This window comes from Streptomyces sp. NPDC029164, from assembly GCF_055563995.1.
In genome coordinates this window covers 240,005-266,956 of sequence record NZ_JBVHWW010000002.1, presented here as the reverse complement: position 1 = coordinate 266,956, position 26,952 = coordinate 240,005, and the positions used below count along the sequence as shown (strand labels likewise).

27 protein-coding genes are annotated in these 26,952 nt (G+C 71.9%); 12 read left to right on the top strand and 15 right to left on the bottom strand.

The features are described 5' to 3' along the window. Positions 1-44: 44 nt before the first annotated feature. Positions 45-2,132 (bottom strand): PhoX family protein, encoded by a 2,088-nt coding sequence (locus tag ACZ4VT_RS03755; RefSeq protein WP_467946264.1) that lies wholly within the window; start codon positions 2,130-2,132, stop codon positions 45-47. Positions 2,133-2,543: 411 nt separating this feature from the next. Here ACZ4VT_RS03755 and ACZ4VT_RS03750 point away from each other — a divergent pair, with 411 nt between their 5' ends. Beyond that, positions 2,544-4,178 carry a VWA domain-containing protein gene (locus ACZ4VT_RS03750; RefSeq protein ID WP_467946262.1) on the top strand — a complete coding sequence of 545 codons (1,635 nt, stop codon included), beginning with the start codon at positions 2,544-2,546 and terminating at the stop codon, positions 4,176-4,178. Between the two features lie 85 nt (positions 4,179-4,263). Here the strand turns inward: ACZ4VT_RS03750 and aspS are convergent, their stop codons facing one another. Continuing rightward, positions 4,264-6,087: an aspartate--tRNA ligase gene (aspS, locus tag ACZ4VT_RS03745; protein WP_467946260.1), complete on the bottom strand. Its 1,824-nt coding sequence runs from the start codon at positions 6,085-6,087 to the stop codon at positions 4,264-4,266. 158 nt (positions 6,088-6,245) lie between these two features. Here aspS and ACZ4VT_RS03740 point away from each other — a divergent pair, with 158 nt between their 5' ends. Beyond that, entirely contained in the window at positions 6,246-8,492 is a 2,247-nt protein-coding gene (locus ACZ4VT_RS03740; protein WP_467946258.1) for a SpoIIE family protein phosphatase, read from the top strand. A 166-nt stretch (positions 8,493-8,658) separates the two neighbouring features. On the opposite strand, the gene ACZ4VT_RS03735 is transcribed toward ACZ4VT_RS03740, so the two are convergent. From ACZ4VT_RS03735 to ACZ4VT_RS03710, 6 genes are all read right to left on the bottom strand, one after another. Beyond that, positions 8,659-9,651, bottom strand: a complete 993-nt coding sequence (locus ACZ4VT_RS03735; RefSeq protein ID WP_467946256.1) for a pirin family protein — start codon at positions 9,649-9,651, stop codon at positions 8,659-8,661. Positions 9,652-9,768: 117 nt separating this feature from the next. Beyond that, positions 9,769-10,131: a hypothetical protein gene (locus tag ACZ4VT_RS03730; RefSeq protein WP_467946254.1), complete on the bottom strand. Its 363-nt coding sequence runs from the start codon at positions 10,129-10,131 to the stop codon at positions 9,769-9,771. Positions 10,132-10,252: 121 nt separating this feature from the next. Beyond that, the gene (locus tag ACZ4VT_RS03725) at positions 10,253-11,221 is read right to left on the bottom strand and encodes an ArsR/SmtB family transcription factor (protein WP_467946252.1); all 969 of its coding nucleotides are present in this window, start codon (positions 11,219-11,221) and stop codon (positions 10,253-10,255) included. A gap of 34 nt (positions 11,222-11,255) precedes the next feature. After that, the gene (locus tag ACZ4VT_RS03720; protein ID WP_467946250.1) at positions 11,256-11,717 is read right to left on the bottom strand and encodes an SseB family protein; all 462 of its coding nucleotides are present in this window, start codon (positions 11,715-11,717) and stop codon (positions 11,256-11,258) included. A 48-nt stretch (positions 11,718-11,765) separates the two neighbouring features. Continuing rightward, positions 11,766-11,969 carry a DUF397 domain-containing protein gene (locus ACZ4VT_RS03715; protein WP_467946248.1) on the bottom strand — a complete coding sequence of 68 codons (204 nt, stop codon included), beginning with the start codon at positions 11,967-11,969 and terminating at the stop codon, positions 11,766-11,768. After that, positions 11,950-12,801 (bottom strand): helix-turn-helix domain-containing protein, encoded by an 852-nt coding sequence (locus ACZ4VT_RS03710; RefSeq protein WP_467946247.1) that lies wholly within the window; start codon positions 12,799-12,801, stop codon positions 11,950-11,952. Before ACZ4VT_RS03710 ends, ACZ4VT_RS03715 begins: the two co-directional genes overlap by 20 nt. 116 nt (positions 12,802-12,917) lie before the next feature. On the opposite strand from ACZ4VT_RS03710, the gene ACZ4VT_RS03705 reads away from it, so the two are divergent. From ACZ4VT_RS03705 to ACZ4VT_RS03685, 5 genes are all read left to right on the top strand, one after another. After that, positions 12,918-13,124 (top strand): hypothetical protein, encoded by a 207-nt coding sequence (locus tag ACZ4VT_RS03705; protein ID WP_467946245.1) that lies wholly within the window; start codon positions 12,918-12,920, stop codon positions 13,122-13,124. Continuing rightward, complete coding sequence (locus ACZ4VT_RS03700; RefSeq protein ID WP_467946243.1) at positions 13,121-13,483, top strand: ATP-binding protein; 363 nt, start codon at positions 13,121-13,123, stop codon at positions 13,481-13,483. Before ACZ4VT_RS03705 ends, ACZ4VT_RS03700 begins: the two co-directional genes overlap by 4 nt. A 117-nt stretch (positions 13,484-13,600) precedes the next feature. Then, the gene (locus ACZ4VT_RS03695; RefSeq protein WP_467946241.1) at positions 13,601-15,427 is read left to right on the top strand and encodes an acyl-CoA dehydrogenase; all 1,827 of its coding nucleotides are present in this window, start codon (positions 13,601-13,603) and stop codon (positions 15,425-15,427) included. Positions 15,428-15,594: 167 nt separating this feature from the next. Next, positions 15,595-16,323 (top strand): hypothetical protein, encoded by a 729-nt coding sequence (locus ACZ4VT_RS03690; protein ID WP_467946239.1) that lies wholly within the window; start codon positions 15,595-15,597, stop codon positions 16,321-16,323. 101 nt (positions 16,324-16,424) lie between these two features. Next, entirely contained in the window at positions 16,425-17,717 is a 1,293-nt protein-coding gene (locus ACZ4VT_RS03685) for a M18 family aminopeptidase (RefSeq protein WP_351289848.1), read from the top strand. A gap of 24 nt (positions 17,718-17,741) precedes the next feature. On the opposite strand, the gene ACZ4VT_RS03680 is transcribed toward ACZ4VT_RS03685, so the two are convergent. Continuing rightward, positions 17,742-19,589, bottom strand: a complete 1,848-nt coding sequence (locus ACZ4VT_RS03680; protein WP_467946237.1) for an NHL domain-containing thioredoxin family protein — start codon at positions 19,587-19,589, stop codon at positions 17,742-17,744. A gap of 122 nt (positions 19,590-19,711) precedes the next feature. Here ACZ4VT_RS03680 and ACZ4VT_RS03675 point away from each other — a divergent pair, with 122 nt between their 5' ends. Further along, a complete protein-coding gene (locus ACZ4VT_RS03675; RefSeq protein ID WP_467946235.1) occupies positions 19,712-20,266 on the top strand; it encodes a Uma2 family endonuclease in 555 nt (184 codons plus the stop codon). A gap of 29 nt (positions 20,267-20,295) precedes the next feature. Continuing rightward, positions 20,296-20,937 (top strand): MSMEG_1061 family FMN-dependent PPOX-type flavoprotein, encoded by a 642-nt coding sequence (locus ACZ4VT_RS03670; RefSeq protein WP_467946233.1) that lies wholly within the window; start codon positions 20,296-20,298, stop codon positions 20,935-20,937. Here ACZ4VT_RS03670 and ACZ4VT_RS03665 read toward each other — a convergent pair. Further along, positions 20,928-21,455, bottom strand: coding sequence for a DUF4240 domain-containing protein (locus ACZ4VT_RS03665; protein ID WP_467946231.1), 528 nt, complete (start codon positions 21,453-21,455; stop codon positions 20,928-20,930). The genes ACZ4VT_RS03670 and ACZ4VT_RS03665 overlap by 10 nt on opposite strands. Before the next feature lie 28 nt (positions 21,456-21,483). Next, the gene (locus ACZ4VT_RS03660) at positions 21,484-22,287 is read right to left on the bottom strand and encodes an ATP-grasp domain-containing protein (protein WP_467946229.1); all 804 of its coding nucleotides are present in this window, start codon (positions 22,285-22,287) and stop codon (positions 21,484-21,486) included. A 32-nt stretch (positions 22,288-22,319) separates the two neighbouring features. Between ACZ4VT_RS03660 and ACZ4VT_RS03655 the strand changes: the two genes are divergently transcribed. Together ACZ4VT_RS03655 and ACZ4VT_RS03650 are read left to right on the top strand one after the other, a co-directional pair. Continuing rightward, a complete protein-coding gene (locus ACZ4VT_RS03655) occupies positions 22,320-22,502 on the top strand; it encodes a hypothetical protein (protein WP_467946437.1) in 183 nt (60 codons plus the stop codon). A gap of 111 nt (positions 22,503-22,613) precedes the next feature. Continuing rightward, entirely contained in the window at positions 22,614-22,979 is a 366-nt protein-coding gene (locus tag ACZ4VT_RS03650) for a hypothetical protein (RefSeq protein WP_467946228.1), read from the top strand. A 20-nt stretch (positions 22,980-22,999) separates the two neighbouring features. Here the strand turns inward: ACZ4VT_RS03650 and ACZ4VT_RS03645 are convergent, their stop codons facing one another. Together ACZ4VT_RS03645 and ACZ4VT_RS03640 are read right to left on the bottom strand one after the other, a co-directional pair. Beyond that, on the bottom strand, positions 23,000-23,572 hold the full coding sequence (locus tag ACZ4VT_RS03645; protein WP_467946226.1) for a GNAT family N-acetyltransferase: 573 nt from the start codon (positions 23,570-23,572) through the stop codon (positions 23,000-23,002). An 83-nt stretch (positions 23,573-23,655) separates the two neighbouring features. After that, complete coding sequence (locus tag ACZ4VT_RS03640) at positions 23,656-24,447, bottom strand: carbon-nitrogen family hydrolase (protein WP_467946224.1); 792 nt, start codon at positions 24,445-24,447, stop codon at positions 23,656-23,658. Positions 24,448-24,597: 150 nt separating this feature from the next. Here ACZ4VT_RS03640 and ACZ4VT_RS03635 point away from each other — a divergent pair, with 150 nt between their 5' ends. After that, complete coding sequence (locus ACZ4VT_RS03635) at positions 24,598-25,422, top strand: maleylpyruvate isomerase family mycothiol-dependent enzyme (RefSeq protein ID WP_467946222.1); 825 nt, start codon at positions 24,598-24,600, stop codon at positions 25,420-25,422. Here the strand turns inward: ACZ4VT_RS03635 and ACZ4VT_RS03630 are convergent. Both ACZ4VT_RS03630 and ACZ4VT_RS03625 read right to left on the bottom strand, forming a co-directional pair. Continuing rightward, positions 25,412-25,579, bottom strand: a complete 168-nt coding sequence (locus tag ACZ4VT_RS03630) for a hypothetical protein (protein WP_467946220.1) — start codon at positions 25,577-25,579, stop codon at positions 25,412-25,414. The genes ACZ4VT_RS03635 and ACZ4VT_RS03630 overlap by 11 nt on opposite strands. Before the next feature lie 47 nt (positions 25,580-25,626). Beyond that, positions 25,627-26,949 carry an MFS transporter gene (locus tag ACZ4VT_RS03625; RefSeq protein ID WP_467946428.1) on the bottom strand — a complete coding sequence of 441 codons (1,323 nt, stop codon included), beginning with the start codon at positions 26,947-26,949 and terminating at the stop codon, positions 25,627-25,629. Between the last annotated feature and the right edge of the window lie 3 nt (positions 26,950-26,952).

Genomic DNA, 26,952 nt, shown 5'->3' with positions numbered 1-26,952 from the left:
CACGTGAAACACAGCTCACGTGAAACATTCGCCCAACCAGCGGATCAGACGCCGATGTTCTTGCCGTCCTTGCGCCAGACCGAGACGACGGCCGGGCGGACGATCTTGCCGGGACCGTCGGGCCACACCGACTGCGGCTTCTCGACGGACGCGCCGTCGATCTCGCCCGGGTGCTGGACGGCCACCAGGACGCGCTTGTCCTGGATGAGCGGGCCGCAGGTCTCGGCGCCGCGCGGGACGGTCAGGAACTGCTTCAGTTCACCGCGGCGGTCGCCGGCCGTCGCGACGCCGAACAGGCCGTCGTGGGAGCCGAGCTGGTTGCCGTCCGTGGAGATCCACAGGTTGCCGTGTGGGTCGAAGGCCACGTTGTCCGGGCAGGAGATCGGGCTGACCTTGTCCTTCGGGAAGCCCGCGAAGTACGTCGCCGGGTCGTTCGGGTCACCGGCGACCAGGAACAGGCGCCAGGCGAAGCCGTCGCCCGCCGGGTCGTCGAAGTTCTCGGCGAGCTCCAGGATCTGGCCGTGCTTGTTCAGGTTGCGCGGGTTGGACTCGGTCGCGCCTTCCTTGCCCGGCTTGCCACGGTCGCTGTTGTTGGTCAGCGCGACGTAGACGCGGCCGGTGCGCGGGGAGGGCTCGACGTCCTCGGGGCGGTCCATCTTGGTGGCGCCCACCTTGTCGGCGGCCTGGCGCGTGAAGACGTACACCTCCTCGGCGGTCATGCCCTCGACGTGCGAGACGTTGCCCGTGGCCAGCTTGATCCACACGCCGGAGCCGTCGAACTCGCCGTCGGCGGGGAGCTTGCCGGAGCCGTCGAACCCGGCGGCCGGGGAGTCGCCGGTGAGCTTGGCGACGTACAGGGTGCCCTCGTCGAGCAGCGTGAGGTTGTGCTCCTTCGCCGCGCGCGAGTGGCCCTTCTTCATCTGCTTCGACGAGACGAACTTGTAGAAGTAGTCGAAGCGCTCGTCGTCGCCCATGTAGACGACCGGGCGGCCGTCCTCGGTCAGCCGGGGCTGCGCGGCCTCGTGCTTGAAGCGGCCCAGCGCGGTGCGCTTGCGCGGGACGGAGTTCGGGTCGTACGGGTCCAGCTCGACGACCCAGCCGAAGCGGTGCGACTCGTTGGGCTCCTGCGCCACGTCGAAGCGCTTGTCGAAGAGCTCCCACTTGCGCTCGGTGGCGCCGGCGGTCACGCCGTAGCGCTTCAGGCGGGCGGCGGCGGTCGGGTCGGTGACCTGGCCGGCGTTGCCGAAGTACTGGTTGAAGTTCTCCTCGCCGTGGAGGGTGGTGCCCCACGGGGTGGTGCCGCCGGCGCAGTTGTTGAGGGTGCCGAGCACCTTGGTGCCGGTGGCGTCGACGGAGGTCTTCAGCAGGGCGCCGCCCGCGGCCGGACCGGTCAGCTTGAACTCGCTGGTGGCGGTCAGGCGGCGGTTGAGCTGGTGGCGGGTGACCGCGGTCAGCTTGCCGCTGCGGTGGTCCTCCTGGACGACGACGACGGACAGGCCGTGCGCGGCCCAGGCGATCTCGACCTGCTCGCGGGTCGGCTTGGCCGGGTCGTAGCCCTTGAACATGAGGATCTCGTCCGTGTACTCGTGGTTGGCCACGAGCAGCTGCTGGCGCTCGTAGTCGCCGCCGAGCGGGAGGAGACTCAGGAAGTCGTTGTTGTAGCCGAACTGACCGGCCTGCGCGGCGGCGGTCTGCTGGTCCGGGTTGAAGCCCGGAGCGCCCTTGATGATCGGCTCGCCCCAGCGGATGACCACGTTGTGCTCGTGGCCCTCGGGGACGGTGACCTTGTCGTCGGTGTTGGGCGCGACGGCCTTGAAGCGCAGGCCGCGGGCGGCCTCGCCACCCTTGCCGGCGCCGGCGGCCGCGGCCTCACCGGACGGGGTGGCGTTGGCGCTCTGCCCCGGGCCACTGAGGGCCACGGCGGAGCCGGCGGCGGTGGCGACCGTCACGACGGCGGCGGAACGCAGCATCGAGCGGCGAGAGTACGCGCGGGCTATGACGTCGCCCGCGTACTCGTTGTCGCTTGTGTTCGGCACCTCGTGGAAGCAGGCGTCGCCACAGCGGTAGCGACAGGTGAGAGCGGACCGGCCGCTCCCATGCGGGTTGCCGATGAGCGGCAGAAGCTTGCGCACGAGTGTCCTCCGAGTAGCTGCGTGGGCGCCGACAACGTGTCGGAACAATCCAGCCGTGACGCTAGGCCCGGGTTGCGCCGAAGTGGCGGCGCGGGGATGAACGGTCGGTGAACCCGGCACGTCGGAGCGGCAGTTCGGGCACGGTGTGGGCGTGTTTGGAAGCCGGACGCCACGAAAGGCGACCCTGCCGAAGATCCAGCCGGGCGGCCGATAACCTTACGTGTCCACTCTGGGCAGGGATCATCCGCGCAGCACGGACAAATGACGCACGCACTCATGCGAAAGGCCTGGCCCATGGGTATTCGGAGCTTGTTGCGCAAGGTGTTCGGACGGACTGAAGAACCCGTTCCGGAGACTACGGACGCCCCCTCGGCCGCTGTCCCCAACCAGGCGGAACGTACCCCCCTGGACGTGGCCGCCGATCTGGTGGCGGCGTCCTTCGACAACCCCACTGTTCCTCCTCAGTCCGCTCCGCGGGACCGCGAGCCCGGGACGGTCCTCACGGCCCCCGCCCCGGCCGCGGACCCCACGGTCCCGGAAGCCCGCCGTGCGCCCTCGCCTGCGGCGACGCCCGGCCCGGAATCCGCCCCGCCCGCCGGTTCGCCTGCGGCGACGCCCGCCCCCGAAACCACCCCGCCTGCCGCAGAGGCCGCACCCGAGACCGACGCACCCGCGCCGGAGGCGGAGCCCCTGGCCCCGGCTGCGGAGCAGGCTCAGGACGAGCCGGCCGCCGCCGAAGCCCCCGCGCCGGGGGCGGACGCTGAGCCGGAGGCCGGCGCCGCAGAGCCGGAAGCGGAGGCCGCACCGGCGGCCGAGCCGGAGCCGCGGAGCGCCGCGGCCGCTGAGCCGGCTGTCGCCGAGGCCGACACCACCGCTCCTGCGGAGCCGCAGGCAGACGCCCCGGCCGCCGCGGAGCAGGCGGAGGCAGAGGCCGCTGCGGAGCCCGACACCGCGCCGCAGGCGCAGGACGAGCCGGCGGCAGCCGAAGCCACCGCCCCGGAGGCGGAGCCCCTGGCCGCCGAGGCCGACGCACCCGCGCCCGAGGCGCAGGACGAGCCGCCTGCCGAGGAGACCACCACGCCGGAGGCGGACGCCCCCGCCGCCGCGGAGCAGCCCGAGGCCGAGCCGGTGGCGGCCGAGGCCGAGGCCGACGTACTCGCGCCGGAGGCGGAGGACGAACCCCTGGCCGCCGAGGCCGACGCACCCGCGGCCGCGGAGCAGGCAGAGACCGAGGCCGTGGCGGAGCCCGAGGCGGAGCCGCAGGCGCAGGACGAGCCGGCGGCAGCCGAGGCCATCGAGCCCGAGGCGGAGCCGGTGGCCGCCGAGGCCGACGTACCCGCGCCGGAGGGGGACGAGGTCGAGGGGGCCACCCCGGACGCCACCCCAGCGGCCGCACACGCGCCCGCCGCCGTACGGCGTCGGGCGCCCGGGATCGCCGGCGCCTACAAGGCCGCCGGCCAGGTGCTCCGCGGGAAGGGCAAGGCCGGGGCTCGGGCGAGGGTGTACCTCGTCCTGGACCGGTCCGGGTCGATGCGCGGCTTCTACAAGGACGGCAGCGCGCAGTACCTCGCCGACCACGCCCTCGCCCTCGCCGCGCACCTCGACGACGAGGCGACCGTGCACACCGTGTTCTTCTCCACGGAGGTGGACGGCACCGCCGACCTGGCCCTCGACTCCCACGACGGGTCCTGGGTCGAGGCCCGCCACGCCGAGCTCGGCCGGATGGGCCGCACCAGCTACCACGTGGCCGTCGAGGCCGTCGTCGAGCGCTACCAGAAGGACGGCGGCGAGGGCCCGGCCCTGGTCGTCTTCCAGACCGACGGCGCCCCCGACAACCGCCAGCCCGCCCGTCAGGCGATCACCGACGCCGCCGCCACCGCGCCCGGCATCCACTGGCAGTTCGTCGCGTTCGGCGAGCACGACAACAAGGCCTTCGACTTCCTGCGCAAGCTGGACGCCGAGAACGCCGGCTTCTTCCACGCCGGCCCGGCCCCCGCGGACCTGACCTCCGCCGCCCTGCTCAAGGGCATCCTCGACCGGTTCTAGCCCCTGGCCCCCGGCCGTACGCAGGCAAAAGGCGGCGCCCCCTCCCGCGAGGAGAGGGGGCGCCGCCTTCGGCACATCAGCGGGCTCAGGCCCGCGGGGACCCGGCGTCCGGGGCGACCGCGTCCGAGACCGGCCGCTCCGCCGCCTTCGTCTCGACCGGCTTGCGCAGCGCGATGTTCAGCTCGCGCAGACGGGCCTCCTCCAGGACCGTCGGCGCGCCCATCATCAGGTCCTGCGCGTTGCCGTTCAGCGGGAAGGCGATGGTCTCGCGGATGTTCGGCTCGTCGGCCAGCAGCATCACGATGCGGTCCACGCCCGGGGCGATGCCACCGTGCGGCGGGGCGCCGAGGCGGAACGCGCGCAGCATGCCGGCGAACTCGCGCTCGACGGTCTCCGCCTCGTAGCCCGCGATCTCGAAGGCCTTCAGCATGACCTCGGGCTCGTGGTTGCGGATGGCGCCGGAGGACAGCTCGATGCCGTTGCAGACGATGTCGTACTGCCACGCCAGGATGTCGAGCGGGTCCTTCTCCTCCAGGTCCTTCATGCCCCCCTGCGGCATGGAGAAGGGGTTGTGCGAGAAGTCGATCTTGCCGGTCTCCTCGTCCTTCTCGTACATCGGGAAGTCGACGATCCAGCAGAAGCGGAAGACGTTCTCCTCGAACTGGCCCGCACGCTTGGCCGCCTCGACGCGAACGCCGGACATGATCTTGGAGACCTCGTCGAACTCGCCCGCGCCGAAGAACACCGCGTGGCCGGGGGCCAGGCCCAGGCGCTCGGTGAGGACCTTGACGTTCTCCTCGGTGAGGAACTTGGCGATCGGGCCGGTCAGGGCGCCGTCCTCGCCGACGCGGACCCAAGCGAGGCCCTTGGCGCCCAGCGAGATCGCGTACTCGCCGAGGCCGTCGAAGAACTTGCGCGGCTGCGCGGCGGTGTCCGGGACGGCCAGCGCGCGGACGTGCTTGCCGGCGAACGCCTTGAACTCCGAGCCCTCGAACACGTCGGTGATGTCGACGAGCTCCAGCTTGGCGCGCAGGTCGGGCTTGTCGTTGCCGTACTTGAGCATCGACTCGCGGAACGGGATCCGCGGGAACGGCGAGGTGACCTCGTGGCCGTTGCCGAACTCGGTGAAGAGCTCGGTCATCAGGCGCTCGATCGGCTGGAAGACGTCCTCCTGCTCGACGAAGGACATCTCCACGTCGAGCTGGTAGAACTCGCCCGGCGAGCGGTCGGCGCGGGCGTCCTCGTCGCGGAAGCAGGGCGCGATCTGGAAGTACCGGTCGAAGCCGGAGATCATCAGCAGCTGCTTGAACTGCTGCGGGGCCTGCGGCAGGGCGTAGAACTTGCCCGGGTTCAGGCGGGACGGCACCACGAAGTCACGGGCGCCCTCGGGGGAGGTCGCGGTGAGGATCGGCGTCGCCATCTCGTTGAAGCCGAGGGCCACCATCTTCGAGCGGATGGAGGCGATGACCGCCGAGCGCAGCATGATGTTGCGGTGCATGCGCTCGCGGCGCAGGTCGAGGAAGCGGTACTCCAGGCGCCGCTCCTCGTTCACACCGTCGTCGGTGTTGATCGTGAACGGCAGCGGGGCGGAGGCGCCGAGCACCTCGACCTCGGAGACCTCGATCTCGATCTCGCCGGTCGGCAGCTCGGGGTTCACGTTGTCGGCGCCGCGGGAGACGACCTTGCCGTCGATGCGGACGACGGTCTCCTTGGTGACGCTGCTCAGCGCCTCGTTCGCCGCGGTGCCCGGCCGGGCGACGAGCTGCGTGATGCCGTAGTGGTCCCGCAGATCGATGAAGAGGATGCCGCCCAGGTCTCGACGGTTGTGCAGCCAGCCGCTCAGCCGGACGTCGGCGGCGACGTCAGAAGCGCGGAGCTCGCCGCAGGTGTGGGACCTGTACCGATGCATCAGTCATCCAGTTCTACGCGATACCAGGGTGGATTCAACCGTCCCAAGGTTACCGTCCGGGAGGGTGACGGGGCGGGCACTCCCTCCAGCCTGCGCAAATGCGTCCGGCGGTCCCTCCTGACAGGCACTTGACGGATATGACCTGTAAAGATGGCCGGGTGCGCACCGAGGACGTCCTGGCCGCCATCGCGACAGGCCTGTGGCGGTGGGACAACGCCTCCGGAACGGTCACCCTCGACGGTGAGGCCGCCCGGCTCCTCGGGCTGCCCGCCGAGCCCGTGGTGCTGCCGGAGGTCTCCGTGCGGTCCCGTTTCCACCCGGTGGACTGGAACGAGATCAACGGGATCGTGAACCTGGCGGTCGCCGAGGGCACCCTCGCCGAGGCCCGGCTGCGGATCATGGACGTGGACGGGCGGGTCCTGCGGACCGTGCGCAGCCGCTCCAAGCCACTGGAGAGCCGCTCCGCCGACGGGCGCGTGGACTACGAGCTGATCGGCACCATCCAGGAGATCGCCGAGCCGCAGCCCGGCACGACGGCCGCCCACACACCCATCACGGGCGACTGGCGGCGCTCCCGAGAGGCCTTCCTGCTGGACGCGGGGCGCGCGCTGGCGGAGGCCCGGTCCACGGCCGAGGTGCTGCGGGTCGCGGCCTCGCTGTCCATGCCGGGCTTCAGCCCGGACGGGCTGGCCGTCTTCGGCGTGGCCGGGGACCGGCTGTCGATCATCGGGCACCACGGGCACGATCCGGGGGACGAGGAACCCTTCACGGACATGCTGCTGGAGACGGACTATCCGGCCGCGGAGGTCGTCCGTACCGGCCGGGCGATCTACCTGGCCACGCCGGAGGACTACAAACGGCGGTTCCCGGCCACCTGGCCGCTCGTCCAGCGCTTCGACCGGGTGTCCTGGGCCTTCCTGCCGCTGACCGTGGCCGGGCGGACCATGGGCGCCTGGATGGCCGCGTTCAAGCACCCGGCGTCCTTCTCGCCCGACGAGCGGTCCGTCCTGACGACCGTGGCCCGGATGCTGGCCCAGGCGCTCCAGCGCGCCGGGGTGGCCGAATCCGAGCGGGAGCTCACCACCGGCCTGCAGCGGTCGATGATGCCGCAGCTCGGCCCCGAGATCCCCGGCATGCAGATCGCCGCGCGGTACGTCCCGACCGGCGGCGGGCTCCAGGTGGGCGGCGACTGGTACGACATGATCCCGCTGCCCTCGGGCCGGTTCGCGCTGGTCATCGGCGACGTACAGGGCCACGACGTCCGGGCGGCCGGGCTGATGGGCCAGCTGCGGATCGCCGTACGGGCGTACGCGTCCGAGGGCCACCGGCCGGACGCGGTGCTCTCCCGCGCCTCCCGCTTCCTGGCCGGGCTGTGCGTCTCACAGGAGTCCGACCCGCACGAGGACGCGGGCATGGGCCCGGGACCGGGCGCCGAGGTGGACGCGGACTTCCAGAGCCCGCGGTTCGCGACCTGCCTGTACGTGGAGTGCGACCCGAAGACCGGAATGCTGGAGGTGGCCCGCGCGGGCCACCCCGACCCCGCGATCCGGATGACGGACGGCACCGTCCTGATGCGCCCCACCGCGGGCGGGCTCCCCCTCGGGATCGTCCCCGACACCGACTACCCCACCACCCGGTTCACCCTGGAACCCGGCGAGACGATGATGCTGTGCACCGACGGGCTCATCGAGACCGGCGGGCACGACCTGGACACGGGCTGGGCGCGGCTGCGCGCCGTCCTGGAGTCCGACACCCACGTCCCCGCCGGCGCGCACGAGCCGGAGGGCCCGGCCGCCGGACGCTTCGAGCCCCCGCACCTCGAAAGGTTGGCCGACCTGCTGGTGCAGGCCGTGCACGGGCCGTCCTCGCACCACACCACGGGCCCGCTGGCCGACCGCCGCGAGGACGACATAGCCGTGGTGCTGCTGTGCCGCGAGGGTGAGGGCGACGGCTGCGCCTGCGGCACCCCGCCGGCGCACCCGGCCCGCCCGGCGCGCCGCACGGCGCTGACGGTGGCCCAGGACGAACCGGAGCGGATCGCGGGCGCCCGGCGCCAGGTCCGCGAGCTGCTGCACGACTGGGCCGACGCGGACCAGGTGGACTCGGCGGTGCTGATGGTCTCCGAGATCGTGACGAACGTGCTGCTGCACACGGACGGCGACGCGCTGCTGGTGGCGGAGGCGGTGGGCGAACTGGGCGCGCGCCGGCTGCGCGTGGAGGTCGCGGACGGGAGCGACGAGCTCCCGCACAAGCGGCACCCCGGCGAGATGTCCTCCAGCGGCCGCGGGGTGCTGCTGATGGAGATGCTCGCCGACACCTGGGGCGTGGACCCGCGGGGCGAGGGCAAGTCGATCTGGTTCGAGCTGCACGAGCAGTCGAAGACGGGTCCCGCCCAGGCGCCGTGAGCCCCGGGCCGGCGGGAGGGCCGTGAGGGGACCGGTACGCCGGGGCCGGGACCGGTACGCCGGGGCCGGGACGCCGGGGCCGGGACGGCGCCCGCCCGGTCCCGTGGACCCGGCGGACGCCGCGTAGGGCGGGACGGGCTCCCTGCCGGGAGCCCGTCGGAGCCGGTCAGTCCTCCGCGTCGCCGGCGCCGCGGTGGCCGAGCCCGGTGCGCGCGGTGGTGGGGATGCGGCCCAGCCGGCCGGCCTGGAAGTCGTCGAAGGCCTGCTGGAGTTCGTGCTGGCTGTTCATGACGAACGGACCGTAGTGCGCCATCGGCTCCCGGATCGGACGACCGCCGAGGAGCACGATCTCCAGGTCGGGGGCGTGGGAGTCCTGGGACTCGTCCGCCCGCACCGTGAGCGAGCCGCCCTCGCCGAAGACGGCCGTCTGACCGGTCCGCAGGGGCCGGCGGTCCTCGCCGACGGACCCGCGTCCGGCCATGACGTACGCCAGGGCGTTGAAGTCCTCGCGCCACGGCAGGGTGATCTGCGCGCCCGGCGAGACGGTCGCGTGGATCATCGTGATCGGGGTGTGGGTGATGCCCGGGCCCTGGTGGCCGTCGAGCTCACCGGCGATCACGCGGAGCAGGGAGCCGCCGTCCGGGGTGGTCAGCAGCTGGACCTGGCCGCCGCCGATGTCCTGGTAGCGCGGGGGCATCATCTTGTCGGAGGCCGGGAGGTTCACCCACAGCTGGAGGCCGTGGAAGAGCCCGCCGGACACGACGAGCGACTCCGGCGGGGCCTCGATGTGCAGGAGGCCCGATCCGGCGGTCATCCACTGGGTGTCGCCACCGTTGATGACTCCGCCGCCGCCGTTGCTGTCCTGGTGGACGAAGGTTCCGTCGATCAGGTACGTGACGGTCTCGAAGCCGCGGTGGGGGTGCCAGGGGGTGCCCTTGGGCTCTCCCGGCGCGTACTCCACCTCGCCCATCTGGTCCATCATGATGAACGGGTCGAGGTACTGGTAGTTGATCCCGGCGAAGGCGCGCCGCACCGGGAATCCCTCGCCCTCGAACCCACCGGGAGCGGAGACGACGGCCAGCACCTTGCGCGGGACGGCGGCCTGCGGCTCGGCCACGCGCGGAAGGGTCAACGGGTTCTCAACAGTCACTGCGGGCATGGTCAGGACCTCCTTCTGCTTCGAGTTTAGTTGAAACTCGAACTTTCTGCCACACCCCACAGAACAGAAGTGGCCCCGGGGGAATTCCCCCGGGGCCACCGTGTGCTCAGGCGCAGGTCAGCAGTGGTCGAGCCCGTACCAGTCCGGGTGCGCGTCGAAGGCCGAGGACGTGTTCACGTACTGAGCCGGAACGAACCCGAACGCGCCCCGTACGTCCCCGCGGGCGCCGTACCAGGTGTTGTTGCCGCCGCCGTGCCGGTCACCCGTGGTCCAGCAGTCGAACCGGCTCGGGTTGGTCTTCAGCGTGTCCGCGTACGGCGCACCGAAGCCCGCCCACCGGTACATGTCGATGTTCGGGGTGTTGCCGCAGTACAGCGTCCCCCCGCTCACCCCGCACCCGGCGGCCTGCGCGGGCGACGCCGCCAGGACCCCCGTACCCAGCGCCATCACCCCCGTGGCCGCCACAGCCGCGAGCTTCATGCGAAACGACGTACGTGACATCGCAGTCTCCCTGTCCGTAGGAGCGGGCGTCCCCCGCAGCACCGATACTCGGGAGCGCCGGCCGCGGCCGCGATGGTTTCGGGCAGGGCCGAAGGGTGCGTCAGCCGCCGCTGCGCAGCAGGTCCACGCCCAGGCCCGTCACCGAGTGCAGCACCGCCCTGCCGTCCCGCTCGGTGGTGATCAGCCCGGCCGCGCGCAGGGTGCGGGTGTGCTCGGAGACCGAGGGCAGGCTGATGTCGAGGTCCCGGGCCAGTTCGCTCGTCGTGCGCCGGCGCACCAGCTGCTGGAGCACGGCCGCCCGGGTGCGGCCCAGCAGGGCGTCCAGGGCGCCCTCCGCGGGCCCGGCTCCGACCAGGGGCAGCGGGGTCAGCGCCGGGTACATCAGCACGGGCGGCCCCTGCGGCCCGCCCGGGCCCTCCGCGACCAGCGGACGCCCGGTCCAGAACGGCGAGGGCATCAGCAGCAGCCCGCGCCCGCCGAGCCGGACCTCGTAGTGCGGCGGCCGGTCGACCTCCAGGACGGTGCCCGACCACTCGGCCCGCGGGTGCGTACTCGCCAGGCAGGCCTTGATGCCGTGCGTGGCCAGCAGCCGCGCGCGCCAGGCGACGTCCGCCTGGAAGGACTGCCGGATCCGGGGCCAGTGCGGGGCCACCACGGCCTCGTGGCCGGCCCTGAGCGCCCCGCCCAGCTGGTCCCACGCCACCCGGTCCCGGCCCCACAGCGCCCGCAGCCAGGAATCCGGTCCGGGCGCCCGGGCCGCGGCGCGGGCGAGCTGCGCGCCGGTCAGCGCCGGCGCGGCCTCCCGTACGGCGGCGAGCCCCTCGTCCAGCGTGCCCGTGTACGGCTCGACGAACTGGGGGTTGTCACCGTCCGGGCGCAGCAGGTCCAGCAGCGGGCGCACCCGGCCCGGCAGCTCCCGGCCGACCCTGCCCCGCCACCGGCCGAAAACCGCCGGTTCGTCGGTGCGCTGCCAGGCGACCAGCGCCATGGCCAGCTCCACCATCGGCAGCGGCTCGCTCACGAAGGTGACGTTGAGCAGGTCCTCGGCCGTGAAGTGCACCCGCAGCATCGCCCCGCCCCCCGTCGGACTTCAGCCGGTACGGCTAGCCGTACATGCGGCGCATGGCGAAGTCGACCATCTGCTCGACCGCCTTGGCGTCGAAGACCATCCGGTGGTCGCCCTCCATGTCGAGGACGAAGCCGTACCCGGTGGGCAGCAGGTCGATCACCTCGGCGCCGGTGATCACGAAGTACTTGGACTCCTTGCCGGCGTACCGGCGGAGCTCCTTGAGCGTGGTGAACATGGGGATGACCGGCTGCTGCGTGTTGTGCAGCGCCAGGAATCCGGGGGTCTCGCCGCGCGGGCAGTAGACCTTCGAGGTGGCGAAGATCTGCTGGAAGTCCTCCGCGGACAGGGACCCCGTGGTGAAGGCCCGCACCGCGTCGGCGAGGGAGGGGGGCGACGGCTCCGGGTACAGCGGCGGCTGCTGCCCGTACCCCTGCTGGGGCTGGGGCTGCGCGTAGCCCTGCTGTTGGGCGCCCGGGTTCTGGTCATAGCCGTACATGAGGCGAAGCCTACCGAGACGGCGGCCCCCCGGTGCGTCCAGTTCCGGTCAGCGGGCCTTGAGCTCGGCCACGAAGGGTGCCCAGGCCGCCGCCGAGACCACGAGGACGGGCCCGTCCTCGACCTTGGAATCCCGGACGGGCACCATCCCGTCCAGGCCGTCAGCCACCTGGACGCATTCACCGCCGGTGCCGTTGCTGTAGCTGCTCTTGCGCCAGCAGGCGGACGTCAAGTCAATGTCGGTGCTTGCCATGTCGGAAGTCCTCTGCAGCTGCGTCGATCCTCGCCAGGGAGGCCTCAGGTGACAGCGCGGCAGCCCTGAGCAGATCGTACGACCTGCGGTACTTCTGTACGAGCGCCGGAAAGTCGATGAGTTGCCCGCTGTGCAGACTCTCGGTGTACACAACGGGGGGCGCGTCCCCGAAGGTCATCAACCTGGCCATTCCCATCATGAACGGGTGGGCGGCATCGGTTTCCGGAACGATCTGCAAAATGGAGCGAGTGGTTCTGACCACGCTGGCGATGTGCTCGAACAGCTCGGCCATCGCCGCTGCTTCCAGCACCGGCCGCCGGAGCAGCGACTCATCCAGGATCCCCCAGTACTCAGGGGGGTTCTCCTGGCTGAAGAGGCGAGCCCGCGCCATGCGCGCGGCCACCTTCTCCTCGACCTCACTGTCGAGGGCCCGGGGCATCGCGGCCCGGGTGAGAGCCCGCGCGTAAGCGGCTGTCTGCAATAGCCCCGGCACGAGCATCGGCGCCCAGTCCTCGATCGTCTGGGCGCCCGGCTCCATCTCCGCGACGTCCGCGAAGTACTCCGCGTGCCCGGATTGCTTCGCCTTGCGCGCATCTTCACAGCGGCGCTCGAAAAACCCGTCCGTCCCCAGCTTCGCGTCCACGTGCCGGGCCAGATCCGGCGGCATCCGGCGCTCGCCCCGCTCGATCTGGCTCAGGAACGGGACGCCCCTGAAGCTGCCGTCCGCCAACTGCTCCAGCGTGAGCCCGGCCGCCTCTCGCTTGTAGCGCAGCTCGGCACCGTAGAAGGACGGCACGTTCGCCGACGCGTTGGTGTCCTTACGAGGGGGCACAACCCACCACCGCCATTTGCCACTTGTCCAGCGGAACTCGAAACCCTTCCAACGGTACGCCGGGGCACGCCAGCCTGTGAGCGGTTCGTCACTCCCTGTCTCGAAGGAATCCCCCCATGAGCGACCACGTCCACGACCGCGAGGCCATCGAGGTCCTCGACCGGCTCCGCGCAGCCCTCGCCGCGCACGGGATCACGCTGCCCTCCCTCGACCTGCACCTCCCCTCCTACGCCGGCAGCTACGACATCCCGCCCCTCATCTCCCTCGGCAACTGCAACCCCGCCACCGCGCAGCGACTGGCCACCGCCCTGGCCAAGCCGTGACCAGCCTCACCATCCGGCTGCTCGCCGTGCCCAAGGCGGTCCCCCTCGCCCGTTACGCCGTGCGCGAGCACCTCGGCGAGACATCGCCCGACGCCGAGCTCTGCGTCAGCGAGCTGCTGACCAACGTGATCACGCACCTCGGCGAAGGCACGCCGGTCACCCTGCGCATCAGCGGCGGCGGAAGGGCAACCCGTACGCGGGTCGAGCTCACCGACCGCGATCCGCACGGACGCCCCGTACGGCGGGAGGCGGCCGAGGACGACGAGTCCGGGCGCGGGCTGGCCCTGCTCGACGCCGTCGCGCTGCGGTGGGGGGTCACCCGGGGGCTGGGCACCAAGACCGTCTGGTGCGAGCTTTGACCCTGGTCACAGTCCGCTTGGAAGGGTTGCCGTTATTACCGACGGGTAGCATCATGTTGTTACCGATTGGTATGTACGAGGAACCTGTCTCCCCGAACCTTTAACGGAGCCGTCGCCATGGGGCACTACAAGTCGAATCTCCGCGACATCGAGTTCAACCTCTTCGAGGTGCTCGGCCGCGACAAGCAGTACGGCACCGGTCCGTTCGAGGAGATGGACACCGAGACCGCCAAGAGCGTCCTGTCCGAGCTCACCCGCCTCGCCGAGAACGAGCTGGCCGAGTCCTTCGCGGACGCCGACCGCAACCCGCCGGTCTTCGACCCGGCCACCAACACCGCGCCGGTCCCGGCCTCCTTCAAGAAGAGCTACGAAGCCTTCATGGACTCGGAGTACTGGCGCCTGGGCCTGCCCGAGGAGATCGGCGGCACCACCTCGCCCCGCTCCCTCATCTGGGCCTACGCGGAGCTGCTGCTCGGCTCGAACCCGGCCATCTGGATGTACTCCTCCGGCCCGGCGTTCGCCGGCATCCTCCACGAGGAGGGCAACGAGGCGCAGAAGAAGGTCGCCCAGATCGCCGTCGAGAAGCGCTGGGGCTCCACCATGGTCCTCACCGAGCCGGACGCCGGCTCGGACGTGGGCGCCGGCCGCACCAAGGCCGTGCAGCAGGAGGACGGCTCCTGGCACATCGAGGGCGTCAAGCGCTTCATCACGTCCGGTGAGCACGACATGGAGGAGAACATCCTCCACTATGTCCTCGCGCGCCCCGAGGGCCACGGCCCGGGCACCAAGGGCCTGTCCCTCTTCCTCGTCCCGAAGTTCCACTTCGACTGGGAGACCGGCGAGCTGGGCGAGCGCAACGGCGTCTACGCGACGAACGTCGAGCACAAGATGGGCCTCAAGGCCTCCAACACGTGCGAGATGACCTTCGGCGACCAGCACCCCGCCAAGGGCTGGCTGATCGGTGACAAGCACGACGGCATCCGCCAGATGTTCATGATCATCGAGTTCGCCCGCATGATGGTCGGCACGAAGGCCATCGCGACGCTCTCCACCGGTTACCTGAACGCGCTGGAGTACGCCAAGGAGCGCGTGCAGGGTCCGGACCTGGCGAACTTCATGGACAAGACCGCGCCCAAGGTCACCATCACGCACCACCCCGACGTGCGCCGCTCGCTCATGACGCAGAAGGCGTACGCCGAGGGCATGCGCGCCCTCGTCCTGCACACCGCGACCGTCCAGGACGAGATCCAGGTCAAGCAGGCCGCGGGCGAGGACGCCTCCGCCCTCATAGGCCTGAACGACCTGCTCCTGCCGATCGTCAAGGGCTACGGCTCGGAGAAGTCGTACGAGCAGCTCGCGCAGTCCCTGCAGACCTTCGGCGGCTCCGGGTACCTCCAGGAGTACCCGATCGAGCAGTACATCCGCGACGCCAAGATCGACACCCTCTACGAGGGCACCACGGCCATCCAGGGCCAGGACTTCTTCTTCCGGAAGATCGTCCGCGACCAGGGCGCCTCGCTGAACCTCCTCTCCGAGACGATCAAGAAGTTCCTGGCCGAGGCCGTCGGCGGCGAGGAGCTGGCCGGCGCCCGCGACGCGCTCGCCAAGGCCGCCGTGGACCTGGAGGCCATCGTCGGCCAGATGATCGTCGACCTCACCGCCACCGGCGAGGACGTCAAGAACATCTACAAGGTCGGCCAGAACACCACCCGCCTGCTGATGGCCTCCGGCGACGTGGTCGTCGGATACCTGCTGCTCAGGGGCGCCGCCGTGGCCGCCGAGAAGCTTGCGACCGCCTCCGCGAAGGACGTCCCCTTCTACACCGGCAAGATCGCCGCCGCGAAGTTCTTCGCGGCCGAGGTCCTCCCGGGCGTCTCCGTCCAGCGCGCGCTGGCCGAGGCCGTCGACAACTCCCTCATGGAGCTCGACGAAGCCGCCTTCTAGGCCGCTCGCGGGAGCCTCCCGCCCGCCACACCAGTACGCCGTGTACGCACAGCGGCCGGGTCCCCCACACGGGGTCCCGGCCGCTGGCGCATGCCCGGACCTGTCGCCCCGGGGCCCCTGTCCTGCGGCTTTCCCCTATGTCAGTCGTTCATGGGACGCTCGTACGCATGAGTCCACAGGATCAGCACGGCAGCAGGGGGTACTCCGTCCCCACCGGGCGCCCGTACGCCCTCAAGGAGCTGCAGGCGAGCCTGGGCAGTCTCGGCGACCACCTGCGCGAGCTGTACGACGGCGCCCACCCCGCCGAGTACGACACCATCGCCGACGCGCTGTACGTGGCCTTCCAGACCGCCGCCGGACTCGCCCCCGCCAGGAGCTACACCGGCTGCTCCGAGCACCCCAACGGCGCCCTCGACCCCGAGGCGCCCGACGGCTGGGGCCGCTGCCTCATCTGCAACGACCGGCGGCGCCTCGGACAGCGCCGGCACGGCGGCCCCGCCGCCGCCCCCGCCGGGGAACAGCGCCGCCTCGGGTACCCCGTACCCGAGGGCCCGTACACCCTCCAGGCACTGCGCGCATGCGTGCGCACCGTCGAGGACCAGCGGTTCCACCTGGGCCTGTCCTCCCCCGCCGAGGACTTCGTCCGCATCGCCGACGACCTCCACCGCGCCTTCATCGTCGCCCGCGAACTCTCCCGGCCCCGCAACGCCTCGGGCTGCTCCGAACACCCCGGTGCACCCATCGACCCCGACGCACCCCCCGGTGAGGCCTGTATCTTCTGCGCCGGACGCAAGAGACGCGCGCAGCGCTCCCCGCAGACCCCGGAGATGCTCCCGCGCATCCGCCGGGGCGAGCGCAGACAACTGCAGCGCCGATTCGAGCGACCGCCGGGCTGAGAACCGACGGGACCGCAGACCAACCACCCTGCGGACCCTGACCTCCGGCCATCCGTCGCAGTCCGGCCATGGCGAACACGACCGTCGTTAAGGTGAACCACATGAGCTCTCCCGCCCGCTTCGACCGCGGCCACACCGACGATCTGATGACCTTCCTGACGGCCAGTCCGTCGCCGTACCACGCCGTGGCCAACGCGGCCGAGCGGCTGGAGAAGGCAGGCTTCAGGCAGTTGTCGGAAACGGACGCCTGGGATGCGGGCACCGGGGGCAAGTTCGTGCTCCGCGGCGGTGCGCTCATCGCCTGGTACGTCCCCGAAGGCGCGGCCGCGCACACCCCGTTCAGGATCGTCGGCGCGCACACCGACTCCCCGAACCTGCGGGTCAAGCCGCAGCCGGACACGGGCTCCCAGGGGTGGCGGCAGATCGCCGTCGAGATCTACGGCGGCACCCTGCTCAACACCTGGCTGGACCGCGACCTGGGCCTCGCCGGCCGGCTGACCCTGCGCGACGGCAGCGAGCGCCTGGTCAACGTGGACCGCGCCCTGCTGCGCGTACCCCAACTCGCCGTACATCTGGACCGGTCGGTGAACACCGACGGCCTCAAGCTCGACAAGCAGCGGCACATGCAGCCGATCTGGGGCCTGGGCGACGTGCACGAGGGTGACCTGATCTCCTTCCTGGAAGAGGAAGAGGGCCTGGAACAGGGCTCGGTGGCCGGCTGGGACCTGATGGTCCACTCCATCGAACCGCCCGCGTACCTGGGCCGCGACCGCGAGCTGGTGGCCGGCCCGCGCATGGACAACCTGCTGTCGGTACACGCGGGCGTCGCGGCGCTGGCGGCGGTGTCGGGCTCCGAGAAGCTCGACCACATCCCGGTGCTCGCCGCCTTCGACCACGAGGAGAACGGCTCGCAGTCCGACACCGGCGCGGACGGCCCGCTGCTGGGGAACGTGCTGGAACGTTCAGTCTTCGCACGCGGGGGCTCGTACGAGGACCGCGCGCGGGCCTTCGCCGGCACCATCTGCCTGTCCTCCGACACCGGGCACGCCGTGCACCCCAACTACGGGGAACGGCACGACCCGACGCACCACCCGCGCGCCAACGGCGGCCCGATCCTGAAGGTCAACGTCAACCAGCGGTACGCGACGGACGGCAGCGGGCGCGCGGTCTTCGCGAGCGCCTGCGAGCGGGCCGGCGTGCCGTGGCAGACCTTCGTCTCCAACAACTCCATGCCGTGCGGCACGACCATCGGCCCGATCACGGCCGCCCGCCACGGCATCCAGACCGTGGACATCGGCGTCGCGATCCTGTCGATGCACAGCGCCCGCGAACTGTGCGGCGCGGACGACCCGTACCTCCTCGCCAACGCCCTGGTCGCCTTCCTGGAGGGCTGACCCCCCAGGAAGGCGGGCGGTACGTCACTCCGCGGCGGCCTCGTCCATGCCCGCGAGGACGAGGGGCAGCCGGGAGGCGCCGTCGGCGGTGACCCGGACCGGCACGCCCCAGTCCTGCTGGTGGACGTGGCAGGCCGGGTACTCGTTGGCGGGGTCGTCGTCGCACGACGCCGCCATCGCGGAGACGTGCAGCACGCCCTCGGTGACCTCCGGGTTCAGCGCGAGCTCCCGGAACAGATCGGTCCCGGCTCCCTCGCCCCCGGCGAGGAGCTCGGGCGGGGTCGAGGAGACGAGCAGCCGGGTGGACGGCCCGTAGCGGGTGTCGAGCTTCTGCCCGCCCGGCGCCTGGAACACCACGTCGAGCCGGAGCGTGCCGGGCGCCACCTCGGTGGCGGCCCGCTGCGTCCGGTGCGCCACGGACTCGACCCGTACGGCCTCCTCCGGGAGCCGCAGCCGGGTCAGCCGGTGCCGGGCCGACTCGACGACCACGATGTCGTCGCCGACCAGCACGGCGTCGCTGGGCTCGCGCAGATCGGTGGCGAGCGTGGACACCTGCCCGGTGGCGGGGTCGTAGCGGCGCAGCGCGTGGTTGTACGTGTCGGACACCGCGACCGAGCCGTCGGGCAGGGCGGTCACCCCGAGCGGGTGCTGGAGCAGGGCCTGGCCCGCGTCCCCGTCCCGGTGCCCGAAGTCGAACAGGCCGGTGCCGACGGCGGAGGTGACGGCGTAGCCGGTGCCGGTGGGGTGGACGTACCGGAGGGCGCTCGTCTCGGAGTCGGCGATCCACAGCCGGTCCCCGGCAGCCGCGAGCCCCGAGGGCTGGGCGAACCAGGCCTCGGCGGCGGGCCCGTCGAGCAGCCCCTCGTTGGTGGTCCCGGCGGCGACGGCGACGGTGCCGGCCTCCGGATCCCAGGTCCACAGCTGGTGCACACCGGCCATGGCGATCCAGACCTTGCCCTCCCACCAGGCCACGTCCCACGGCGAGGACAGGTCCACCTCCAGGGCGGGGCCTGAGGTCGGCGAGCCCTGCCACCACTGGCGCCCGGTGCCGGCGACGGTCTCCACGTGCCCGGTGGCCGGGTCGTAGGTGCGCAGCGCGTGGTTGACGGTGTCGGCGACCACGACCTTGCCGTCGGGCAGCAGCGCGAGGCCCTGCGGCTCGCTGAAGCTGTCACCGCCGAAGCCGCGCTCGCCGGTGCCGATGCGGCGTACGACGCTCTCGCCGCCCGCGTCCAGCTCGACGAGCTGGTGCCGCGTGGTGTCCGACACCAGCAGGTTCCCGCCCGGCAGCAGCACCGCCTTCCCGGGGAACCGCAGGTCGCTCGCGGCCGGCTCCGGCGCCACGTACGGCCCGTCCCCGCGCCGCAGCGTCCCCTTGGCCTCGTGCTCGGCCTCCAGCTCCTCGACCAGCTTGGCGATGGCGTGCGCGTGCCCCTCACCGGCGTGCTGGGCGACGATGTACCCCTCGGGGTCGATCACGACGAGCGTCGGCCAGGCCCGCACGGCGTACTGCTTCCAGGTCGCGAGCTCCGGATCGTCCAGCACGGGGTGGTGCACCTCGTACCGCTCGACGGCATCGACGACGGCGGCGTGCTCGGCCTCGTGCACGAACTTCGGCGAATGCACCCCGATGATCACGACGGTGTCGCGGTGCTTCTCCTCCAGCTCGCGCAGCTCGTCGAGGACGTGCAGGCAGTTGATGCAGCAGAAGGTCCAGAAGTCCAGGATCGCAATCCGTCCCCGCAGGTCGGCGAGGGTTAGCTCCTTCCCTCCGGTGTTCAGCCAGCCGCCCTTGCCGATCAGCTCGGGGGCACGGACACGGGCACGTCGGGGCGCGGGCGCAGGGGTGGGCGCCGTGGCAGCATCGTTCATCCTTCAAGCTTGCCATCCGGGTATGAACACCGGGTCACAGGTCCAAGTGCACCCGCGGGGGTGACGACGGGCGCACGGGACACGTGGAAGCCTGAAAGCAGGCAGCGAAGGAGGCGTCCGGCATGACCACCGCGCACGACTACAGCGAGGGCATCGACCCCGAGCGCGCACTGAAGTACGCCATGCAGCACCACAGCGGGGACCGCACCGAGATCGTCGAAGGGGTCATCAGCAACGTGACGCCGAGTTGGGACCGCGAGAACGCGGCTGAAGAGATCCGCGATCAGATCCGCCCCCGGGTCAAGGAGCTTGACTGCGTCACCGGTTCGGGCAACCTGGACCTTCCAGGTTCGCCGAACTGGTACGTCCCCGACCTCGCCGTCGCCCCCAAGGCACTGGCCAAGGGCGGGAGTGCTCTGCTGCCGGACCAGGTGCTGCTCGTCGTCGAGATCACGTCCGAGTCGAACGCCGAGACCGACCCGACCGTCAAGCGGAAGCGGTACGCCGAGTACGGCGCGCCGCTCTATCTACTGGTCGACCGGTTGGACAAGACCGTCACGCTGTTCGCGGGGCCCGGGCGGCTCGGGTACACGAAGGTCGACGGCCCCCACCCCTTCGGGACGACCGTGCGGCTGCCCGAGCCCTTCGAGATCGATCTCGACACCAGCGGGCTCTAGGCGGTGATCACCCGGTAGCGTCCGGGGGCGTGACGATATTCGATGCCTTGAACGCCACCGCCGTGCGGAGCGCGGGCCAGTTGCGGGAGTTGTACGAGGAGCCCGGGGAGATGGCCCGGCGCAAGGCCGTGGACCGGATCCACGAGGCCGCGCGGGCGGTCATCGGGCGGTCGTCGCTGGTGTTCGTGGCCAGTGCGGGGGCCGACGGGACCTGCGACGTCACGCCACGGGGCGGGCCGCCCGGGTTCGTGGCCGTCCTCGACGAGTTCACCCTCGCCGTCCCCGACGCCACCGGCAACAAGCGGCTCGACACCGCCCACAACATCGTGGAGACGGGACGGGCCGGGCTGATCTTCGTCATCCCCGGCCGGGCCACCACGCTGCGCGTGAACGGACGCGCCTGCGTCTGCTCCGACCCCCGGCTGCTGGAGCAGCTGACCGCCGTCGGCAAGCCGCCGCGCAGCGCGATCGTCGTGGAGGTCGAGGAGGCGTACCAGCACTGCCCGAAGGCGTTCCTGCGCAGCGGCGCGTGGCAGCCCGGACAGTGGCTCGCCGAGGACGCCGTACCGAGCTCCGCCGAGGTCACCCTCTCCCACCTGGACATGCCGGGGCTGACGGTCGAGGACATCCGCCGGCAGGAGCGCGAATCGCTCCTGCACCGCTACGAGTAGGCGAAGAGGGTGCTCAGGCGGGGCAGGCGGGGCGCGAGTTCGGCCGTGTCGTCGAAGTCGAAGTCCCAGGACGGGTCCAGCGGCGGGTAGCTGATCGTGAAGGAGTCCGCCGGGAGTTCGCGGCCGGTGGCGGACTCGTAGGCGGTCCAGGCGATCGAGAGGGCCTCCTCGTCCCACAGTTCGTGGCCCTCGGCCGCGGCCTCGCGGACCGCCGGGTGGGCCGCCAGGGAGTCCGGGTCGGCCAGGGCCGCCTCGAAGGCCGCCCGGCCCTGGGTGAGGAGCCAGCCGCGGAAGTAGTCGAAGCCGTCGTCCGAGCAGCCGCCGTTGATCACGTAGGCCGCGGCCCAGAGCGGGCTGCGGTAGGACTCCGCCAGCAGGTCCCACAGCACCTGCTGGGCCGCGGCTATCTCCGCCGCCGGACGGGCCGCCAGCAGCTCCGCCGCCCGCCCCGCCACCTCGTCCGCCGCCGTGCCCGCGCGGGCCGTCTCGATCAACTGCCAGAACGTCTGCTTGTCCATGGGAAAAGCCTGGCACCCGGCACTGACATCAGCCGAGGAAGGAGTGGAGAGATCTGGTGAGCGATGTGATGAAGGCGTTCTGGACGTCCGCCGGGAGGAGGTCCAGGGAGAGGTAGGGGTTGAGGTCCTCCAGCTCGACGAGGAGCAGTTCGCCCGAGGGGGCCCGGCAGGCGTCGACGCGCTGGATGCCGTGGTCGAGGGTGTTCCAGTCGATGAAGGCGCGGGCGAAGGCCAGGTCCGCCTCGGTCGGGGCGTAGCGCTCCAGCTCCCAGCGGCGGGCCGGATCCGGGGCGTACAGCGCGTACTGGAAGGCGTCGTCGACGAAGTAGAAGGACACCTCGTACGTGAAGTCGATGCGCGGCTGGATCAGCACGGCCCCGGCCGGGCCGTCCGGTGTCGCGGTGAAGGTGAGGCCGATGGAGTCGGCGCCCTGCTTCGGCTTGACCGCGTAGGTGGGGACCCGCGGCAGCTCCGAGAGCCTCGCCGGGTCGTCGATCGTCGGGATGACCGGGTAACCGGCGGCCGTCAGGTCGAGGAGGTACTGCTTGCCCGCCATGTCCGCGCGGCCGGTGAGGGGGTTGTAGACCGGCGTGCCGGCGGCGAGGGCGGCGGCGCGGAAGGAGTCGTAGGCCTCCTGGTAGTGCAGGACCGGGCCGCTGTTGCGGACGATCACGGCGTCGAAGCCGAGCGGGAGGAGCGCCTCCGCGTCCGCGGGGTGGCACAGGGCCAGGCCGAAGCCGGCCCGCAGCCGGGAGGTGAGGAATATGTCCTCGTCGCAGTAGCGGCGGCCGCGCGCCGGGTAGGCCAGGTCGGTCACGTAGAGGAGTGGCATGGCGGAAACCTATCGCGGGCACTGATCAGCGCATGAAATACCTCGTACGGGACAAAGTGCCGGCCGTCGGGGACGACTACTGGATCGAGGACGAGGACGGGCGCCACGCCTTCCTCGTCGACGGGAAGGCGCTGCGGGTCCGGGACGGGCTGGAGCTCGGGGATCCGGATGGCGGAGAAGGAGCGGGAGGACGGGCTCCCCCGCCACCGGAGTGAGTACGCGTGCGTGGGGAAGTGAGCATGCGCGCTCATGCCGGGGCCGTGGGGGGAGACGAGGATCGTGCACGTACCCACGGATCGCGCACGTCCCCTCGGAAGGAGCCCACGGTGAACCCCAGCACGTACGCGGCCTTGTACGGCCCGTGGCAGCCGGCGAAGCCCACCCCCAAGGAGCGGCCCGCCGTCGCCGTGATCGCGGCCCTGCTGTGGACGGTCACCGGCCTCTCGCTCCTCTGGCTGGCCAGTCTCTTCTCCATCGCGCTCGTCTGGGGCGCGGCGGCCGGGCAGCCGGTGGGCGGCCTGCTGCTGCGTCTCCTCCTGGTGCCGGTGGGCGCGGCCGCCGCACTCACCGCTCTGGCCTTCGCCCCCGGCGTCCGCCGGCTGGCCGTGTCGAGCCGGCTGCTCCTCCTGGGCGTCCTGGCCTGCCCGGCGCCCACCATCCTCGCGGTCATGGTCTGGTTCCGCACCGCCTGAGCCCGGCGGACGGTCCCGCGCTACGGCCCGGTCGCCGGGCCGCGGCCGGGCACGGGCAGCACCATCACGTCGCAGGCCGGGTGCCCGTCCCCGTACCGGGCCCGGCCGACCTTCCGGTAGCCCCACGAGGCGTAGGCCGTCCGCGCGGGCGCGGCCTCGGGGTCGGGGCGCACGGTCAGCGTGATCCGCTCGGCCTCCCGGTCCGCGATCAGGAGCCGGTGCATGGCGGCCGCGATCCCCTGCCGTCGCCAGGCGCCGCGCACGGCGAGTTCGGCCACGTTGAAGGTCCGCCGCCCGTCCTCCTCGGCGAATGCGTCGTCGAGCGGCTCCTCCAGGGCCTTCCACCACCCGGTGTCCGCGGGCAGCCGGTAGCCGTACGAGAAGCCGACGAGCTCGTCTCCGTCCCGCGCCAGGACCAGCCGGAAGCCGTCCCGCATGGCCTGCCGCCCGGCGCGCACGCGGAAATCGGCGGCGTCCCGGGGGCCCTCGCGGTACGGGGGTTCCGCGTAGACCTCCTGGTAGACGCGGGCGAGCGCGTCCAGCCGCCGCCCCGCCTCCCCGGTCCACTCGTACGTCACGCCTGCGGTCGTCACGCCAGTGGTCGTCACCCCTGCGGTCGTCACCCCTGCGGTCGTCACCCCTGCGGTCGTCATCCCTGCGGTCGTCATCCCTGCGGTCACGCCTGGCCGCCGCGACCCAGGCGGCGGTCCTTCAGGGCCGGGAACTGGGCGCGGGTCTCGGCCACCTTGGCCGGGTCCAGGTCCACCGTGAGGACGGCCTCGCCGGGACCGGCCTCCGCCAGGACCTCGCCCCACGGGTCCACCACCAGGCTGTGCCCGGCCTGTTCGACGCCCGCGTGGGTGCCGGCCAGCCCGCACGCCAGGACGTACGACTGGTCCTCGACGGCGCGGGCCCGGTTGAGCAGCGTCCAGTGCGAGCGGCGGCGCGCGGGCCAGCCCGCCGCGACGACCATCGTGGTGGCCCCGGCGTCGACCAGGCCGCGGAACAGCTCCGGGAAGCGCAGGTCGTAGCAGGTGGCGATGCCGAGGGTCTGCTCCGGCAGCTCCACCGTGGTCAGGGAGTCGCCCGGTGACATGAGCACCGCCTCGCCCTGGTCGAAGCCGAAGCGGTGGATCTTCCGGTAGGTGGCGGCCAGCTCGCCCGCCGGGGAGAGGACGAGGGCGGTGTTGTAGAGGGAGCCGTCGCCCGCGCGCTCCACGACCGAGCCCGCGTGCAGCCAGACCCCGGCGTCGCGGGCGGCCTTGGACATGACCTCGTAGGTCGGGCCGTCCAGGGGTTCGGCCTCGGTCTCGAACTGCTCGTAGGCGAAGGCGCCCACGGGCCACAGTTCCGGCAGCACGACGAGGTCGGAGCCCTCCTGCTCCCGTACGAGCTCGGCCACGCGGGCACGTCGGGAAGTCACCGACTCGCCCTCGTTCACTGCGATTTGGATCAGCGAGGCGCGCACACTACCACCGTCCTGGCGTTCAAGCCGTCAACTCGGGCCTACGATCGTCACACGAAAGCACTGCCGGGGTGCTCACCGGCAGCGTAGTTTTGGAAACTGAGTCCACTGCTTCCGAAAACGCGCCACTGAACAGCACCGCGAGGGGTCCCGTTGACCGTCCATCCCAGCCTTCAGCCCTATGCCGACGCGTGGACGCACTCCATCGAGGCGATATCCGAGCTGGTCCTCCCCCTGCCGGAGGGCGAGTGGAACCGGGCGACGCCGTGCCCCGGCTGGTCGGTCCGTGACGTCGTGTCACACATCATCGGCATCGAATGCGAGCAGCTCGGGGATCCGCGGCCGATCCACACGGTGGCGCGGGACCTGCGGCACGTGGTGGACGAGTTCAGCCGGTACATGGAGGTGCAGGTCGACGTGCGGCGTCACCACACCGCGCCGGAGATGACCTCGGAGCTGGAGTACACCGTCATCCGGCGCTCGCGGCAGCTGCGCAACGAGAAGCGGGATCCGGACACGATGGTGCGGGGTCCGCTGGGTGACCAGGTGACGCTGGAGCACGCGCTGCGGCTGCGCGCGTTCGACGTGTGGATCCACGAACAGGACCTGCGGGCGGCGCTGGGCGTGCCGGGGAACTGGGACGCGCCGGGTGCGTACGTGGCGCGGGACATGCTGCTGGCCGGGCTGCCGAAGGTGGTGGCGAAGCGGGCGGGCGCGCCGGCTCACTCGGCGGTGGTCGTCGACGTGCACGGTCCGCTGGAGTTCATGCGGACGGTACGGGTGGACGCCGACGGCCGCGGCACGGTCGACAAGGCGCCGTCGCTGGGCCCGGCGGTGACGCTGACGCTGGACTGGGAGACGTACGTCCGGCTGGCGGCGGGGCGGGTGCGGGCTCGTTCCGTCGCGGACCGGGTGAAGGTGGAGGGAGACGCGGAGCTGGCGGAGGCCATCCTCACGCAGTTCTCCGTCACCCCGTAGGAACGCCGCCGCAGGAGCCGCCGTACGGGCCGCCGTACGGGCGGGCTTCTGCCGCGGCCCGGCGGAACGCGGCGGGTCTGATCCCGTACGCCTCGCGGAAGGGCGGGGCACGCTCGGCGCGCTGGTCGACGGTGGCGGCGGGCAGCTTCGTCCGCATTCCTGCGGTTCCCCCTCCTGCGGCCGCTCCCTCCCGGGACTGCGGCCCTACGGCCTCTCGCGCCCTGCGGCGTCCGGCAGGGGACACGCCCGGGGCACCCGCTCCGGTTCCGCCTCCCGGGCCAGTGCGCGGCGGCGCAGCCGGAGGATCTGGGAGACGCCCAGCGCTTCGAGGACGAACACGGTCGAGAAGGCGATGCGGTAGTTGTCGCCGGTGGCGTCGAGCAGCACGCCCACGGTGAGCAGGGTGGTCATCGACGCGATGAAGCCGCCCATGTTGGTGATCCCGGAGGCGGTGCCCTGGCGTTCCGGCGGGTTGGCCGGGCGGGCGAAGTCGAAGCCGATCATCGACGCCGGACCGCAGCCGCCGAGGACCAGGCACAGGATGATCAGCAGCCACATCGGCGCCGCGTCCCCCGGGTAGGCGAGGACGGCCGCCCAGAGGAGGGCCGTGAGGCCGACCGTGCCCAGCGCGAGCGGGATCCGCGCGGACTGACGGCGGCCGACGGCCTGGCCGTAGACCAGCCCGAGCGCCATGTTGGAGGCGACCACCAGCGTCAGCAGTCCGCCCGCGGTGGTCCGCGACAGCCCCTGCGCCTCCACCAGGAACGGCATGCCCCACAGCAGCAGGAACACCATCGCGGGGAACTGCGTCGTGAAGTGCACCCACAGGCCGAGGCGGGTGCCGGGTTCGGCCCAGGACTCGCGGATCTGACGGCGGACGAAGCCACCGGGGCCACCGGAGCCGCCGGAGCCGCCGGACCCGCGCTGCACCGGCGCCGGACCGTGCCCTTCCGGGTGGTCCCGCAGGAACAGCACCAGCGGCACCAGCACCACCAGCCCGGCCACCGCGCTCCCCGCGAAGGCCGCGGTCCAGCCGACGCCGTGCAGGACGGGGGCGAGGACGAGCGTGGAGACGAGGTTGCCCGCCATGCCGACCAGCCCGGCGAGCTGCGCCATCAGCGGCCCGCGCCGGGCCGGGAACCACCGGGTGCCGAGCCGCAGTACCGAGATGAAGGTCATCGCGTCGCCGCAGCCGAGCAGCGCCCGCGCGGCGAGCGCCATCCCGTAGGAGGGGGAGAGCGCGAAGCCGAGCTGGCCGACGGTGAAGAGCACCGCGCCGAGCGTCAGCACCTTCTTGGTGCCGAGCCGGTCGACCATCAGGCCCACGGGTATCTGCATGCCCGCGTAGACGAGCAGTTGGAGGAGGGAGAAGGTGGCCAGCGCCGAGGCGTTGACGTGGAAGCGGTCGGCGGCGTCGAGACCGGCCACGCCCAGGCTGGTACGGAAGATCACCGCCACGAAGTAGACGGCGACGCCGATGGACCAGACGGCGACGGCCCGTCCGCCGCCGGGAGGGTCCCGGAACAGCTG